Genomic DNA, 16,107 nt, shown 5'->3' on the forward strand with positions numbered 1-16,107 from the left:
GTGAAAATCATTACTATGGATATGTTTAGCCCCTACTATGACTTGGCTAGACAACTTTTTCCAAACGCTAAAATCGTTCTAGATCGTTTCCATATTGTGCAACATCTTAGCCGTGCTATGAGTCGTGTCCGTGTCCAAATCATGAATCAGTTTCATCGAAAATCCCATGAATACAAGGCCGTCAAGCGCTACTGGAAGCTCATCCAGCAGGATAGTCGTAAATTGAGTGATAAACGTTTTTATCGCCCTACTTTTCATATGCACTTAACGAATAAAGAGATTCTTGACAAGCTTTTGAGCTATTCAGAAGACTTGAAACACCACTATCAGCTCTATCAGCTCTTGCTTTTTCACTTCCAGAATAAGGAACCAGAGAAATTTTTCGGACTTATTGAGGACAATCTTAAGCAGGTTCATCCTCTTTTTCAGACTGTCTTTAAAACCTTCCTCAAGGATAAAGAAAAGATTGTCAACGCCCTTCAACTACCCTATTCCAACGCCAAACTGGAAGCCACCAATAATCTCATCAAACTTATCAAGCGCAATGCCTTTGGTTTTCGGAACTTTGAAAACTTCAAAAAACGGATTTTCATCGCTCTAAATATCAAAAAAGAAAGGACGAAATTTGTCCTTTCTAGATATTAGCTTTTCTTCAACCCACTACAGTTGACAAAGAGCCTCTATTCTTGCATGGTGTAACCGACACCACGCACGGTTTTAATGTAGCTTTTTTGACCTTTTACATCAAGCTTGCTACGTAAATAACGGATATAGACATCCACGATATTCGTTTCGGTCGCACTTTCATACTTCCAGACACTTTCCAACAACTGCTCACGAGTTAACACTTTCTTGCTTCCCATAAGAGTAGCCAAAAGGTCATACTCACGACGGGTCAGAGCAATCATCTCCTCACCACGATAAACGGTATGATGCTCCACATCAATACGCAGATTGCGGTAAGATGTTGGAACCTTCATCTGGCTACAGTGTTGGTCGATGAAGTCCCGACCTCGGAAAATCGCTGAAATACGAGCTACCAAATTATCAATAATAACTGGCTTATAGATGTAAGAAACGGCAAAGCGTTGGATTGCCTCAAGCTGGTCTTGCAATTCTTCACGATGGTCCAAGACCATGATGATTGAAGCTGGCTTAGTCCGACTCAGCTTGTCTGCAAAATCCTGGGCTGTCATATCCCCCAGACGAGCATTCAATAAAATCAAGTCATAGTCTGTCTGAAGAGCCATGGAGAGGGCTTTTTGCCCCTCCTCAACCTGATCAACTCGGTATTGCTCTTTTTGGAGTTCCAAACTTAAAAAATGAGCTAGATTTCGTTCTTTCTCAAGTAATAAAATCCGTTTCCCCATGGCAGACCTACTTATTTTTCGTCATACCAAGAGTAGTGGAAGGTTCCTTCTTTGTCTTTACGTTGGTAAGTGTGGGCACCAAAGTAGTCACGTTGCGCTTGGATCAAGTTAGCTGGAAGGTCAGCTGAACGGTAGCTATCAAAGTAAGTAATGGCTGCTGAGAAGGTTGGCACTGGTACACCAGCTTGAACAGCAAGAGCTACGATATCACGCACTGCTTGTTGGTACTTAGCAGTAACATCCAAGAAGTACTCATCCAAAAGAAGGTTGGCAAGGTCTGCATCACGGTTGTAAGCATCTGTAATCTTTTGCAAGAAACGAGAACGGATGATACAGCCATCACGCCAGATAGATGCGATGTCTGCAAATGGCAAGTTCCAGTTGTTTTCTTTAGAAGCTACACGCAATTGAGCAAAACCTTGTGCGTATGAAATGATTTTTGAGAAGTAAAGGGCTTGACGGATCTTTTCAATCAACTCAGCCTTGTCTCCTTCAAATTTGAAGGTAGCTGGTTTTGGAAGAACCTTGCTAGCATGCACACGTTCTTCTTTGTAAGTTGAAATGTAACGTGCAAATACTGACTCAGTGATGAGTGACAATGGTACACCAAGGTCAAGTGATGATTGGCTAGTCCATTTACCAGTTCCCTTGTTACCTGCAGCATCAAGGATGTAGTCTACGATTGGTCCGTCTTGACCTTCGTCGTCTTTACGGCTCAAGATATCAGCTGTGATTTCAATCAAGTAGCTGTCTAATTCGCCCTTGTTCCACTCAGTAAAGATTTCAGCCATATCTTCTGCTGAAAGACCTAACAAGTGTTGCATCAAGTCATAGCTTTCTGCGATCAATTGCATATCACCATATTCGATACCGTTGTGAACCATTTTCACATAGTGACCAGCTCCATCAGGACCGATGTAAGTCACACATGGTTTGCCATCTTCGGGTGCTTTAGCTGAGATTTCTTCAAGAACATCCGCAACCAATTCGTAGGCCTCTTTTTGTCCACCAGGCATGATAGAAGGACCTTCTAGGGCACCTTTTTCACCACCAGAAACCCCAGTACCGATAAAGTTGATACCTGAGTTTGCCAATTCTTCATTACGACGGATTGTATCTTTGTAGAAAGTGTTTCCTCCGTCGATCAAGATATCACCCTTGTCAAGGTGTGGAAGAAGGGCTTGGATAGTAGCATCTGTACCAGGTCCAGCTTGAACCATGAGCATGATACGACGAGGTTTTTCGATTGAGTTTACAAAACTTTCAACGTCATAGCTTGGTACAAAGTTCTTTTCAGGATGGCAAGCAATTACATCTTCAGTTTTTTCTTTACTACGGTTGTAGATAGCAACTGTGTAACCACGAGATTCAATATTAAGGGCAAGGTTACGACCCATTACGGCCATACCTACGACACCAAAGTTAGCTTTTGTCATTTGACACTCCTCTTGTTTAATTTGTTTTATTTTATCATTTTTACTTTTGAAAAGAAAGAATTTTGTAACGGCTACTTAGAAGTCCAAGTCATCCGCATGTCCAGAACCATTTCCAACAAAGTATCCTGTCTTACAGTTAAGGGTAAAGAGATAGGTTCCATCTGGCTTATAGAGGTTGTAATAACCATTGCCATTAACGATATTGACACGTTCAAGGATGTATTGGTTACCAGTGATATATCCACGTGAACGTGAAGTTGCTAAAATTTGCTCTAAGACACCATCCGCAAAATCCCAGGCAGAGTTGTTACTATCATCAATAGCAGACTGATTATAGGCAACACGACTAGCACTTCTTTGAACAGCAACCCCTGCACTCGATAGACCCATATTGACTTCACTGCGACTACTTCTAGTCTCATTTGAACTACTTGGTTTTGTCTCACTAGTCGCATTTGAACTTGCTTGACTTGAACTGCTAGTTTGACTTGAACTTGAGCTAGAAACACTTGTTTGCTGGCTCTTACCAAGGCTAATAGCCTTATCTAGCACTTTATCAATCTCAGTATTGCCAGTTTTAATATCCGTAAATTTAGCATCCGATTTGACTTTGGCATTGGTATCCAAAACACCATCAACAATAGCTGGTTTTTCAAATTGTGCATTGACATCTTGAATGGCCTTGATTTGCGTTGCTAGACTATCATATTTCGATTTGGCAAGGGTATGTTCACGACTACCTTCCAGCTTATCCAGCAAGGTCTTGAGTTGGCTCAACTTATCAAACTGGCTATTTTTTAAAGCCGTTTTATTGCTATCTGTATAAAAGGCATCGTATTGGCTATTAAAATCTTCTAAAATCGGCTGAATATTCTGATCACTAGACGATGATTGAGAAGTTTGGATTTCCTGTGTTGAGCGATTCACTTGACGGTAAACATAATAAGCAGTTCCAAGGATAAGAACCACTAGCGCTGCTAGGATCCCGTAAATCAACCATTTCTTCTTACTTTCTCCATCTTCACTATCCGGAACTCGAGAAAGTATTGGAACCTCTTCTCCTTCAAACAATTGTACTTCTTCAGTCTCAAATTCTTCGACAGGGGGAACTTCTGAATCGCGTGTGAATTCTAAATCATCGAACTGACTCAAGTCATCTTCTGGTACTGAGGACTCATCTTCTGTTGCCTCACGAATCTCTTGAAGTAAGTCATCAAGAGTCGAGGTAACAGCTTCTTCTTTTTCGACCAACTCCTCTTTTTTGTATTGGCGAGTCGCAAACTTATCTGCTTCGATTTCATCCTTGTGTTGCTTGACATACTTGTCCAAAATGGAATCTTCAGGCAAGACTCCTGCTTCCACTTCTTCATTTTTACGAATAGCTTGACCAACTGTTAACTCTTTTGCTTCATCAAAATCAAATCGCGGTTCTTGGTTTTCTTTTTTATGACGATTCCGTCTTTTCTTACTCATGAGTATCCCTTTCTATTTTAACTCTTGACGTTTGACACGCTGACCAAAATATTGATACAGATCCACTTTCAATGTTCCGTTGTATAACTTACGTTTCTTATCCGCCTGACTACCATACTTACTTTCAAATGCTTCATCACTAGTTAGGATAAACTTACTCCAAGTTTTCAGTGGTGTAAATACTTGCCCCATCTCAGCATAGAGCTTGGTCACCCCTGCATCATCTGATAAACGTTCTCCATAAGGCGGATTGGAGATAATCACGCCATTGATTTTATCAGAACGTAAATCCTGAACGCGCATCTGCTTAAAAGTAATGTCTCCTGCAACACCAGCTGCCTGAGCATTAGCTTTAGCAATTTCCACCATGCGAGCATCAATATCACAGCCCATAATATCCAGTTCCAGCTCACGGTCTACTTTTTTAGCCGCTTCTGTACGTACTTCCTGAATCAAGCGATCGCTGACCCAGTTCCACTCCTCAAATGCAAAAGAGCGACGAAGTCCTGGTGCCATCTTTCTAGCAATCATGACTGCCTCGATACAGAAAGTTCCTGAACCACAGGTCGGATCAATCAAAGGCTTATCTGGATACCAGTTAGAAAGTTGTAAAATAGCTGCCGCCATATTTTCCTTGATAGGAGCCCCACCCTTTTCGGTACGATAGCCACGTTTAAAGAGACTGGAGCCTGTCGTATCAATCATGACAGTTGCCACATCTTTGAGAATAGAGACCTCAATCTTAAACTCTGGGCCATTCTCCATCAGTGGAATACCTTCTGGGCGGGCATAGTGTTTCTGCAATTTCTTGACAACAGCTTTCTTAGAAATAGCCTGTACACTTGGCTCATTGTGAAGTTTAGATTTAACACATTTGGCCTTGGAAATCGGGAACCGAGCTCCGAGTGGTAAATAATTTTCCCAATCTAAAGCAAAAACTCCCTGAAACAGCTCTTCAAAAGTCTTAGCTGGGAACGTTCCTACGATGATCTTGATACGATCTGCTGCCCGAAGCCAAAGGTTGGTTTCGATAATGGCTCTCACGTCTCCTTGAAAACGAACACGTCCATTTTCAACCTGACAATCGTAGCCCAACTCTCGCACTTCTCGTCCCACAACAGCTTCAAGACCTGCTGCCACAGTTGCAATTAAATTAAATTCTTTTTTCATGTTACAGTCTTGCAAGACCTTTCTATATGTCCACTTTAAAAAATGAGGTTGAGAAAATTTCTCAGCCCCAACCTATATGCAATTTTCTATAAGCCATGTTTTGTTCCAGAAGTGACTAGGACCACTTCCTTCGATAATCATCTGTCTACCACTAACAGCTCTAGCTGATAGCAGTCAGAATACTACGTTCGTTTCCGCGTACTCCATGCCCCGACCAAAATTTGGGTTGCTAGCTTGAGGGGTTTACCGCGTTCCACTCTCTCCGTTTCCAGAAAGACTCCGTCACTGTGGCACTTTCAAGCTTACTCTGGCCTATCCAAGGACTTAGCCATTTCAACTGCCGTAACGATTTCTCGTCCCTAGGCTTATGGTTTCGCCTAGCACAAACACTACAGGCATCACAGCCTGTGCTAGCATGGACTTTCCTCATAAGAAGCAACTCTCCTCACGCGATTATCCAAAAATTGCACATCTCAAATAACTACTTAGAGATCTGAGTTATCTAAAATTTGTTTACCAAAAACTTCTTTTTCAAGACGATTCAGGCGTTTCAAAATATCAAAATTCGTCATAGAACTTGTAGTTGCCGCTTCCATAGGCTCTGCTTGAACTGGTGAAGGTTTCGGTTTACGAGCCAGTTCTTCCTTCAAATCCGCAATTTCCTGACGAAGTGACTTGACCAAGGCAGCATAGGTTTCATAGTCCTTAATGACATCGTCTAAAAACTCATCAACTTCTACTTTACTATAGCCACGGACTTCACGCCCAAACTCTTGTTCAAAAATATCTTTCGCTGAAAAAATAATACTTGCCATGTCTCTCTCCATTCTCGCTTGCTAGTATTATTATATAAAAAAAGCCAAACAAAAATCAAGGTCAAAGCTTCAATTTTCGGAAAAATTTTCAGCAAGTTCATTTAACTGATCAAATGTTAATCTCTTTATAAAATAGTCCTCTTGATTTTTCATCTTTTGGTAAAAATAAGCTAGTTTCGTTTCATTTTCTTCATCATAAAAAAGATAGGAACTATTCGTATTTTCCAGTAAAAACTGCTGGTAATCTCTTAACTGGCCCTTGTGTTCATAGCGAGGATAGGCATATTTGATAAAGTCTACCTGTTTAAAGCGGCTCAGTTTCATCTGATTGCCTTCATTCCAATTTTCCCCATGGGTTTCAAAAGCAAAAATGGTCGCCAACTGGAAACCGTATTCGGTCTTCATTTCCTGAGCAACCTCTAAAACCCAATATTCAAAACCCAAAGTCCCTGTAAATACAAGCCAAGTAACCCCATCTGCTGCCATAGCTTCTAAATCTTTACGTATCGCTTTTTTAATCAATTTCAGACGAGGATCCTTGTCTGAAAACAAACCCAAATCAAAAGCCGAATAGCCTAAAACCAAAGCTGTAGTCATTTTTAACCCTTTCTGTGCAAATTTATGATATAATAGAGTGATGTTATTGTACCAATAAGGAGAATTATGGTCAACTATCCTCATAAAATTTCATCACAAAAAAGACAAACATCTCTTTCTCAACCCAAAAATTTCGCAAATAGAGGAATGTCTTTTGAAAAGATGATCAATGCTACCAACGACTACTATTTGTCTCAGGGCTTGGCTGTTATACACAAGAAACCAACCCCTATTCAAATCGTACGAGTGGACTATCCACAACGAAGTCGTGCCAAGATCGTTGAAGCCTATTTTCGACAAGCTTCAACGACAGACTATTCTGGCGTTTATAATGGATATTACATCGACTTTGAAGCCAAGGAAACAAAACAAAAACGTGCGATTCCGATGAAAAATTTCCATCCACATCAGATTCAGCATATGGAACAAGTCCTTGCCCAACAAGGAATCTGCTTTGTCCTTCTTCACTTTTCTTCTCAGCAAGAAACCTACTTATTGCCGGCATTCGATTTGATTCGCTTCTATCATCAAGATAAGGGACAAAAATCAATGCCACTTGGATATATTCGAGAATATGGATATGAAATCAAGGCCGGTGCCTTCCCTCAAATTCCCTATCTCAATGTTATCAAAGAACATTTATTAGGTGGTAAAACAAGATGAACAAACAAACTATCCTGCGAATAGCTAAGTATGTGAGTATCTGCTTCCTAACTTTATTTATCACAGCAGTTATGCTGGGAGGAGGCATATTTCTCTATTACGTCAGCAAAGCCCCAGCCCTATCTGAGAGCAAATTAGTCGCAACCACGTCTAGTAAGATTTTCGATAGTAAAAACGAACTGATTGCCGATCTGGGCTCTGAACGCCGAGTAAACGCTCAGGCCAACGAAATTCCTACTGATTTGGTCAAGGCTATCGTATCAATCGAAGACCATCGTTTTTTCGATCACCGCGGTGTCGATACCATCCGAATTATAGGGGCCTTTTTACGTAACTTACAAAACAACTCCCTCCAGGGAGGATCAACCCTTACCCAACAATTAATTAAGTTGACCTATTTCTCAACTTCCACTTCTGATCAGACTATTTCACGAAAAGCCCAAGAAGCTTGGTTGGCTGTTCAATTAGAGCAAAAAACCACAAAACAAGAAATTCTGACCTACTACGTGAATAAAGTTTACATGTCTAACGGAAACTATGGAATGCAGACGGCTGCCCAAAACTATTACGGCAAAGATTTGCGAGAACTATCACTACCTCAACTTGCCCTACTAGCAGGAATGCCACAGGCTCCGAATCAATACGATCCCTATTCTCATCCAGAAGCTGCCCTTGACCGTCGTAACTTGGTACTTTCAGAGATGAAAGGTCAAGGCTACATTTCTGCCGAACAGTATGAGAAGGCTATCAATACTCCTATTACTGATGGACTCCAAAGTTTGAAATCAGTCAATAGCTACCCAGCATATATGGACAATTATCTCAAAGAGGTTATCGACCAAGTAGAACGAGAAACTGGCTATAACCTTCTAACTACTGGGATGGATGTTTACACAAATGTAGACCAAGAGGCTCAAAAACGTCTGTGGGATATCTACAACTCCGAGCAATACGTCTCTTACCCTGACGATGATTTGCAAGTCGCATCTACGGTCGTAGATGTTTCCAATGGTAAAGTCATCGCCCAACTTGGAGCTCGTCACCAAGCAAGTAACGTTTCATTTGGTACCAACCAAGCTGTGGAAACCAATCGTGACTGGGGTTCAACAATGAAACCAATCACCGATTATGCACCTGCCATAGAATACGGTGTATATGATTCCACTGCAACTATGGTTAATGATATTCCTTATAACTATCCGGGAACAAGCACACCTGTCTACAACTGGGATCGAGCATATTTTGGTAATATTACTCTGCAATATGCCCTTCAACAATCTCGTAACGTACCCGCCGTTGAAACACTAAACAAGGTTGGTTTAGATAGAGCCAAAAACTTCCTAAATGGTTTAGGAATTGACTATCCAAGTATTCACTACTCAAATGCTATTTCAAGTAATACTACCGAATCTAGTAAACAGTACGGGGCAAGTAGTGAAAAAATGGCTACCGCCTATGCCGCATTCGCAAATGGTGGTATTTACCACAAACCAATGTACATCAATAAAGTTGTCTTTAGCGATGGTAGCGAAAAAGAATTTTCTGACCCTGGCACAAGAGCCATGAAGGAAACGACTGCTTACATGATGACAGAGATGATGAAAACGGTCTTGACTTACGGAACTGGTCGCGGTGCCTACCTACCTTGGCTTCCTCAAGCTGGTAAAACAGGTACCTCTAACTATACAGATGAAGAAATCGAAAACCATATCAAGACGACTCAGTTTGTAGCACCTGATGAAATGTTTGTAGGTTATACACGTAAATATTCAATGGCTGTATGGACAGGCTACACAAATCGTCTCACACCAATTATGGGGGATGGTCTCACAGTTGCTGCCAAAGTCTATCGTGCTATGATGACTTCTCTCTCTCAAAACGACCATCCTGGAGATTGGTCAATGCCTGAGGGAGTATACAGAAGTGGTGAGTTTGTCTTTTTGAACAGTGCCAAGAATACTTGGACTACACCTTCTACACAACAAACACAATCAGTAGATAACCCCTCTACAACAGCTGAAAGTTCAACTACACAGGCAAACACCACAGTAGGACAACAACCCAACAGTGCTCCAGTAACTGATCAAAATCAAGGACAGCCTGTACAACAAGCACCACAAACTCCTCAATTTCAACAACCACAACAGTAAAAAAAATCCTGAGAGTTAGAAATTCTCAGGATTTTTTACTACAAGATAGCTAATACTCAATGAAAACCAAAGAGCAAACTAGGAAGCTAGCCACAACCTCAAAACAGTGTTTTGAGGTTGCAGATGGACGCTGACGTGGTTTGAAGAGATTTTCGAAGAGTATCAAAGTATGACTTTGAGGTCATCAGATATAGTAGGTTGAAGCTAGAGTAGTACACCATGACTGCTAAAACATTTCTAGAAATTAATTTTACTTTCCTAATCTACGTGTTAACATCTTATCTCAATATACTATAAAACCGATGTATAGTGTATTGAATCTGGAGTAGCACACTGTAGTTCCTAAAATATTTTTAGAAATTATTTTGAATTCCCCAATCAATTTGTTCAGTTTTTAATTCATTCCGCTATAGTTTGAATAGATTTTCGAAGAATATAAAAGAGTCGGCTACAAACCAACTCCTTTACCTTTATTTCACATGTTTTGCAAGTTCTTCTTGCGCTTTTTTATTGGATTCTTCTTTTTCTTTCATCCATTTATCTTGAGCTTTTTGGTATTCATCCACAGTGACTGCCTTGTCTTGAAGTTCCAAGTATTTGTATAGGAGCGGATCGCTTGTCCCCTTGTTACCAGAGAAGGCAAACGGCATCGTAAATGGTACCATCTTAGACAAGATTGGGCGACCAGTGAGTGATGTTGTTGGAATAATCAAGGCACTATCTGTCAACCAAGCTTGGGCTGTAGCATACTTATCATAACGTTTTGCTACATCTATTGTCTCATTTCCAGCTTCTGTAGCCAATTTTTCGTAGTCATATAGACCTACTTTTTTAGCAGCTACATTATCTTTACCTGAGTCAAATCCTAAATATGTTTTAGTACTTTCTCCTACAGATGGTTTGATAATATCAAGGTAGGTAGATGGATCTGCAAAGTCTGGAGACCAACCAACATTATCTGAAATATCCCAATCTTCTCCAGCTGCTGTTTCAGCAAAATAGGTAATATTGTTTACTTCGTCTTTTTGTAGTTGTTGAATATCAATTACGACATTATCTGTACCCAAGGTTTCTTCAACCGATTGTTTAAAAGACTGTACACGTTGAACTTTTGTAGTTGCTGTCTGGTCAACTGGCATATCCAAATGAATTGGGAAGGTCACGCCTTCTGCTTGTAAAGCTGATTTAGCTTTAGCAAATTCAGCTTTGGCTTTCTCTGGATTATAGAGACCATCTTGTGCATCTGCAAGATTGACATCCTTCCATTCATCCCCATAAGTCACTAATTTTTCTTTGACCATATCGCCAAAGTTTTTACCATCTGCTTGGACAAACGTTGGTGGAACAAAGAGATTACGCAAGATTTTGCTTGCACCACTAGCACCGTTCACTTGTGAGGCATAAGCTGTACGATCAAAACCAAAGGCAATAGCCTGACGGAAATCCTTGTTTAAGAGAGCCTTTTTAGTAGATGCCTTTTGTTCGTCGCTGGTCTTAGATGTGTATTTATAAGATTGACGGTCAATATTTGTACCAACTAGATAAGTCGTAGAGTCTTGTTGGGTATAGACAATATTGTCCTTCAGCTCTTTTTCAAGTTCTGCAAAACTTGCATTTGTTGGAAAGAGACGAGCTGCCGTAAAGCTTCCATCTTTAAAGTTTTCTGCTGGTTTGCTGGTATCTTGACCATCCCAGAATGACAATTTGATCTTGTCGACATGAACATTGTCCTTATCCCAGTAGTTCGGATTTTTCGCAAATTCAACAGAGGATTTGGTCACAATAGATTTCAACAAATAAGGACCATTGTACAAGATACTACTTGGATCCGTAGCTTTAGCAAAATCATCCCCTTTTGAGTTCAAAAACTCTTCATTGACTGGCGCAAGAACACCCATGGTCGTTTTAGAATTCCAAAAGCTTTCAGGTTTGTTCAAGGTGTATTGGACTGTTTGATCGTCAAGGGCTTTAATCCCGACTTGAGAGAAGTCTTTAACTTCCCCTTTAGCATAAGCATCCAGACCTTTGATCGAATCTTGTACCAAGTAAAGGGCTTCTGACTTCTTATCTGTCGCATATTTAAGACCTGTCACAAAGTCTTGAGCCTTAACAGGAGCATATTCTTCTCCTTCAGATGTGTACCACTTGGCATCCTGACGGATCTTATAGGTATAAGTCAAGCCATCCTTAGAGACAGACCAATCCTCTGCAAGTGATGGTACCAAATTCCCATAGCGGTCATTTTCAAGCAATCCGTCAATAACATTACTAGTAATATCAGATGTTGAAGCTTTGCCAGTTGTTAAATAATTAAGATTATCAGGATCTTTCTCGTATGTAAAGGCAAAGGTCTGCTCACCTTTAGCGCCTGAGCCCCCTGAACAAGCAGCTAAGACACCTGCCGCTAATAAAGTCACTCCCGCAAGAGCCAATACTTTTCTTGTTTTCATAGTCTTCTCCTTTGTTTTTTTATTCATTATAGACCCTTTTTAAAGTCCTGTCAATAGAATTTTCTGAATTTTAGAAACTTATTTTTTAAACAACAACTCTGCAAAAATATGAATAATATTAAATAGTTCTTAACTAATTCACATAAGAAAGGACTTATTGATACTATCTCTATATATCAAGTAGTATTCTGTTTTATACTTATTTAAAATCAAAAAGAGCCGAAATTCTCCTTTTTTTAAGAATATATATTATAGATTTTTAGCAAAAACTCTAGCATCGATTCCCTAGAATACAGGAATACTTATAAGAACTGTTGAATTTTAAAGTACATACTTGGGCTACGATATTTCTTGAGCAAACTGCCAACAAAAGATGTTCTTTGATTTTACATAAGTATAAATTGGTCATCTACATAAAACAAAAAGCCAACATAGATTCTCTTCTGACCGATAGAAAACAATCTTGTTCGCTTTACTTCTAAAAATCTTAAGTAGCAAAGATTCTAAAATGACAGAATCCTTGCATTATTGTCCCAACTCTTCCTCGACCACTTCCAAAGCCCGTTCGATGACCACATGCATGTCGTAGTATTTATAATCTGCTAAACGACCACAGAAAATAACCTTATCATTTGTTGCCACTTCTTCCTGATATTTGGCAAATATAGCATTGTTTCTCTCATCATTGATTGGATAATAAGGCTCATCTCCTCGTTTCCAATCAGCTGGGTATTCACGAGTAATAACCGTTTTCTCCTGTGTACCATACTCAAAGTGCTTATGCTCAATAATGCGAGTATAAGGAATTTCACGTTCTGTGTAGTTAACAACTGCGTTTCCTTGATAGTTTTCTTCATCAAGAACTTCATGCTCAAAACGAAGACTACGGTATTCTAACTCACCATGTTTATAATCGAAGTATTGGTCAATCATCCCCGTAAAGACAACTTTTTCAGCAGAAGTTTCTAATTCCTCACGATTGGCAAAAAAGTCAACTCCAAGTTCTACTTCCACATCCTTCAACATATTTTCGATGATAACATTATAGCCACCGATTGGAATTCCTTGGTAACGGTCATTAAAGTAGTTATTATTAAAAGTCAAACGAACTGGTAGACGTTTGATGATAAAGGGTGGAAGGTCAGTCGCAGAACGTCCCCATTGCTTTTCAGTGTATCCTTTAATCAACTTTTCATAAATATCTGGACCGATCAACTTGATAGCCTGTTCTTCCAAGTTTTTAGGTTCAACGTCCTTCATGTGAGCCGTTTGATCAGCAATCTTATCTTTGACTTCTTGAGGAGTTTTTGTCCCCCACATCGCATAGAAGGTATTCATATTGAAAGGAAGATTATAAAGACTTCCTTTGTAGTTTGCGACAGGTGAGTTGACATAGTTGTTAAACTCAGCAAATTGATTAACATAATCCCACACTTTTTTATTAGAGGTATGGAAGATATGGGCACCATACTTATGGACATTGATCCCTTCTACATTCTCACAGTATATATTTCCACCAATGTGGTCACGTTTATCAATAACTTTTACTTTTTTTCCACACTTAGTCGCCTCATAAGCAAAAATTGCTCCCGACAAACCAGCACCAACGATCAGATAGTCATACATAGTCTCTTCCTTATCACTTATCTTTACATCTCCTTAACTATAGTAAAAGAGAGAATCTTATACCCTTCGAAAATCTCTTCAAACCACGTCAGCGTCCATCTGCAACCTCAAAACAGTATTTTGAGCTGACTTCGTCAGTTCTATCTACCACCTCATCAAAGCTGTACTTTGAGCTAGCTTCCCAGTTACTCTTTGATTTTTATTAAGTATTAGTTTCAATCTATTTTAGCACAAAACAAATCATTTCTCAGTTTTCAATAGCTGAGTGATTTAAAAAGACAAGCACCAAAACTGATGTTTGTCTTTATGATTTTCCTTAAAAAAGCTATTTTTCATTATTTAACATGATTTTCTGCTTCTTTTTGAGCTTTTTCGATTGCTTTTTTGCTTTCTTGCTCCCATTTAGTCTTAGCTTCTTCAAACTGTTTGGTTGTCACAGTATCTTTTTGCAGTTTCATGTACTTGTAGTTATTGCCATCGCCCTTGATGCCGACCAATGAATAACCTCTTGTAAATGGCGTTACTTTGGTGACAGATGCTGTTCCACCACTTGACATAGCTGACATAATCAGAGAATTATCAATCATCCAAGCCTGTGCTTCAGCATATTTTTCATAGCGTTTGGCTACATCTTTATTTTCACTATCTGCATCTTTGAGCATCTTGGTGTAAGTATCAAGCCCCAAGCTAGCAATCTTAGCTTTATCTTCTTGAGCATCTAGACCAAAAATCTTGAGGTAGAACCCATCCTCTGCATTGAAAGGATTAAGATAAGTTGACGGATCTTGGTAGTCACCTACCCAACCATCAAAGTTCAAATCGTAGTCTCGATCAGCTGGTGTCGGTGCTAAGAAGGCTACATTATTAAAATCATCTGTTGAAAGTTGCTGAACATCAATGACAATGTTATCAGCACCTAAAACTGACTCAAGGGTCTGCTTAACTGAGTTCATGCCTGTCACAGCATTTTTACTTGTCTGATCAACTGCAACATCCAAGTGAATAGGGAAAGTCACACCTTGACTTGCCAATTCTTTTTTAGCTTCCGCAAATTTTGCTTGGGCTTTTTCTTTGTTGAAATAGGCATCCTGAGCATCTGCCAAGTTAATACCTGACCATTCTGTGCCATAGTTGACCAATTTAGAAGCGACTACTTCTCCAAAGGTCTTGTCTCCAACTTGGACAAATGTAGGAGGCACTAGGGTGTTACGAAGGGTCTTGCTAGCCGCTTCTTCCCCATTTGACTGAGCAGAATAGGCTGTGCGGTCCAAGGCGAAGTTCACTGCTTGGCGGAAGTTCTTGTTCAAAACAGCTGTCTCAGTTGACTTCTTCTGCTCATCTGTCGTTTTAGACGTATGGTTGTAAGCCTTACGGTTGACGTTGAAATTGAAATACCAAGAAGTCTTGTCCTGCAAGCTATAGACGATATTATCCTTATATTTTTCCTTAGTCTTAGCAAAGTTTGAACTATTTGGATAAACCCCAGCGATAGAATAAGCTCCACTTTCAAAATTACGGATGGTCAATTCTTGGTCTGAACCATCAAAGTAAGCCAATTTTACGTGTTCAATTGATACTTTATCGTGATCGTAGTAATGAGGATTTTTCACATACTCGATCGATGATTTTGATGTGAAATCTTTTAACAAATAAGGTCCGCTGTAAAGAATACTATCTGGAGATAGGGTACCAAAATCTTTCCCTTTTGAGTTTAAAAACTCTTCATTCACCGGGAAAAGAATACTGTTGGTTGTTTTTGAATTCCAGTAAGGTTCTGGGCGTGCCAAAGTATACTCAACAGTCTGGTCGTCAATAGCCTTCACCCCAACCTTAGAAAAGTCAGAATCCACTCCTGTAATATAATCATTCAAGCCCTTGATCGAGTTTTGAATCAAGTCAATGGCCTGTGATTTATTGTCTACTGCATATTTGATACCTGTCACAAAATCTTGTGCCTTGACTGGGGCGTACTCTTCACCGTCAGCAGTAAACCATTTGGCATCTTTTCTCAGTTTATAGGTATAAGTCAGACCGTCGCTTGAAACAGACCAGTCTTCTGCCAAAGATGGAACTAGGTTTCCATGATTGTCATTTTCAAGCAAACCATCAACTAGGTTGGTTATAATCGATGTATTATCAGCGTAATAGTCTAATAGATAGTTAAATGTAGTTGGATTTCCACTAAAGGTTGATGAGTAAGTTTTTGTATCTGAACCTGATTGTCCGCAAGCAGCTAAAAGCAAAGCAGCCGCAAAGGTCAGGCCTGCGCTAAGAACACGCTTTTTTGTATTCATCTTCTTTCTCCTTTATGTTAGTTTTTATAACATAAGTTTATTTTACCAAAATAGTGGGAATTT

The 16,107-nt window shown here is 39.7% G+C and carries 12 protein-coding genes and 1 other RNA gene; 3 read left to right on the forward strand and 10 right to left on the reverse strand.

Annotated elements, in window-relative coordinates:
- Window positions 1–645 (forward strand): ISL3 family transposase (locus N8M20_RS00005; RefSeq protein WP_261078530.1); only part of this gene is annotated, 645 nt, incomplete at its 5' end.
- Window positions 646–680: 35 nt separating this feature from the next.
- On the opposite strand, the gene N8M20_RS00010 is transcribed toward N8M20_RS00005, so the two are convergent.
- The 7 genes from N8M20_RS00010 to N8M20_RS00040 all read right to left on the reverse strand — a co-directional run bounded on the left by N8M20_RS00010 (window position 681) and on the right by N8M20_RS00040 (window position 6,861).
- Window positions 681–1,370, reverse strand: a complete 690-nt coding sequence (locus N8M20_RS00010) for a response regulator transcription factor (RefSeq protein WP_261078531.1) — start codon at window positions 1,368–1,370, stop codon at window positions 681–683.
- An 11-nt stretch (window positions 1,371–1,381) separates the two neighbouring features.
- A complete protein-coding gene (gene gndA, locus N8M20_RS00015; RefSeq protein WP_050219820.1) occupies window positions 1,382–2,806 on the reverse strand; it encodes an NADP-dependent phosphogluconate dehydrogenase in 1,425 nt (474 codons plus the stop codon).
- A gap of 75 nt (window positions 2,807–2,881) precedes the next feature.
- The gene (gene mapZ, locus N8M20_RS00020) at window positions 2,882–4,279 is read right to left on the reverse strand and encodes a cell division site-positioning protein MapZ (RefSeq protein ID WP_261078534.1); all 1,398 of its coding nucleotides are present in this window, start codon (window positions 4,277–4,279) and stop codon (window positions 2,882–2,884) included.
- A 12-nt stretch (window positions 4,280–4,291) separates the two neighbouring features.
- A complete protein-coding gene (locus N8M20_RS00025) occupies window positions 4,292–5,449 on the reverse strand; it encodes a THUMP domain-containing class I SAM-dependent RNA methyltransferase (RefSeq protein ID WP_261078535.1) in 1,158 nt (385 codons plus the stop codon).
- 84 nt (window positions 5,450–5,533) lie between these two features.
- Window positions 5,534–5,914: RNase P RNA component class B (rnpB, locus tag N8M20_RS00030), an RNA gene on the reverse strand.
- A gap of 20 nt (window positions 5,915–5,934) precedes the next feature.
- Entirely contained in the window at window positions 5,935–6,264 is a 330-nt protein-coding gene (gpsB, locus tag N8M20_RS00035; RefSeq protein WP_185756847.1) for a cell division regulator GpsB, read from the reverse strand.
- A gap of 69 nt (window positions 6,265–6,333) precedes the next feature.
- Window positions 6,334–6,861, reverse strand: a complete 528-nt coding sequence (locus tag N8M20_RS00040; RefSeq protein ID WP_261078537.1) for an SLOG family protein — start codon at window positions 6,859–6,861, stop codon at window positions 6,334–6,336.
- Window positions 6,862–6,927: 66 nt separating this feature from the next.
- On the opposite strand from N8M20_RS00040, the gene recU reads away from it, so the two are divergent.
- A complete protein-coding gene (gene recU, locus N8M20_RS00045) occupies window positions 6,928–7,524 on the forward strand; it encodes a Holliday junction resolvase RecU (RefSeq protein ID WP_261078539.1) in 597 nt (198 codons plus the stop codon).
- Window positions 7,521–9,674 carry a penicillin-binding protein PBP1A gene (pbp1a, locus tag N8M20_RS00050; RefSeq protein WP_261078540.1) on the forward strand — a complete coding sequence of 718 codons (2,154 nt, stop codon included), beginning with the start codon at window positions 7,521–7,523 and terminating at the stop codon, window positions 9,672–9,674. Before recU ends, pbp1a begins: the two co-directional genes overlap by 4 nt.
- A 470-nt stretch (window positions 9,675–10,144) precedes the next feature.
- Here pbp1a and N8M20_RS00055 read toward each other — a convergent pair whose 3' ends face one another.
- The 3 genes from N8M20_RS00055 to N8M20_RS00065 all read right to left on the reverse strand — a co-directional run bounded on the left by N8M20_RS00055 (window position 10,145) and on the right by N8M20_RS00065 (window position 16,044).
- Window positions 10,145–12,124, reverse strand: coding sequence for a peptide ABC transporter substrate-binding protein (locus N8M20_RS00055; RefSeq protein ID WP_261078541.1), 1,980 nt, complete (start codon window positions 12,122–12,124; stop codon window positions 10,145–10,147).
- A 525-nt stretch (window positions 12,125–12,649) separates the two neighbouring features.
- The gene (gene glf, locus N8M20_RS00060) at window positions 12,650–13,750 is read right to left on the reverse strand and encodes a UDP-galactopyranose mutase (protein WP_261078543.1); all 1,101 of its coding nucleotides are present in this window, start codon (window positions 13,748–13,750) and stop codon (window positions 12,650–12,652) included.
- Between the two features lie 335 nt (window positions 13,751–14,085).
- Complete coding sequence (locus tag N8M20_RS00065; RefSeq protein ID WP_261078544.1) at window positions 14,086–16,044, reverse strand: peptide ABC transporter substrate-binding protein; 1,959 nt, start codon at window positions 16,042–16,044, stop codon at window positions 14,086–14,088.
- Window positions 16,045–16,107 lie beyond the last annotated feature (63 nt).

It is taken from the genome of Streptococcus mitis (assembly GCF_946190275.1).
Classification (GTDB): Bacteria; Bacillota; Bacilli; order Lactobacillales; family Streptococcaceae; genus Streptococcus; species Streptococcus mitis_DC.

What these genes read in the sequence shown, in the direction of transcription:
- gpsB (WP_185756847.1), bottom strand. Translation starts at nt 6,264, where the DNA reads ATGGCAAGTATTATTTTTTCAGCGAAAGATATTTTTGAACAAGAGTTT.
- mapZ (WP_261078534.1), bottom strand. Translation starts at nt 4,279, where the DNA reads ATGAGTAAGAAAAGACGGAATCGTCATAAAAAAGAAAACCAAGAACCG.
- N8M20_RS00055 (WP_261078541.1), bottom strand. Translation starts at nt 12,124, where the DNA reads ATGAAAACAAGAAAAGTATTGGCTCTTGCGGGAGTGACTTTATTAGCG.
- N8M20_RS00025 (WP_261078535.1), bottom strand. Translation starts at nt 5,449, where the DNA reads ATGAAAAAAGAATTTAATTTAATTGCAACTGTGGCAGCAGGTCTTGAA.
- N8M20_RS00065 (WP_261078544.1), bottom strand. Translation starts at nt 16,044, where the DNA reads ATGAATACAAAAAAGCGTGTTCTTAGCGCAGGCCTGACCTTTGCGGCT.
- pbp1a (WP_261078540.1), top strand. Translation starts at nt 7,521, where the DNA reads ATGAACAAACAAACTATCCTGCGAATAGCTAAGTATGTGAGTATCTGC.
- recU (WP_261078539.1), top strand. Translation starts at nt 6,928, where the DNA reads ATGGTCAACTATCCTCATAAAATTTCATCACAAAAAAGACAAACATCT.
- glf (WP_261078543.1), bottom strand. Translation starts at nt 13,750, where the DNA reads ATGTATGACTATCTGATCGTTGGTGCTGGTTTGTCGGGAGCAATTTTT.
- N8M20_RS00040 (WP_261078537.1), bottom strand. Translation starts at nt 6,861, where the DNA reads ATGACTACAGCTTTGGTTTTAGGCTATTCGGCTTTTGATTTGGGTTTG.
- gndA (WP_050219820.1), bottom strand. Translation starts at nt 2,806, where the DNA reads ATGACAAAAGCTAACTTTGGTGTCGTAGGTATGGCCGTAATGGGTCGT.
- N8M20_RS00010 (WP_261078531.1), bottom strand. Translation starts at nt 1,370, where the DNA reads ATGGGGAAACGGATTTTATTACTTGAGAAAGAACGAAATCTAGCTCAT.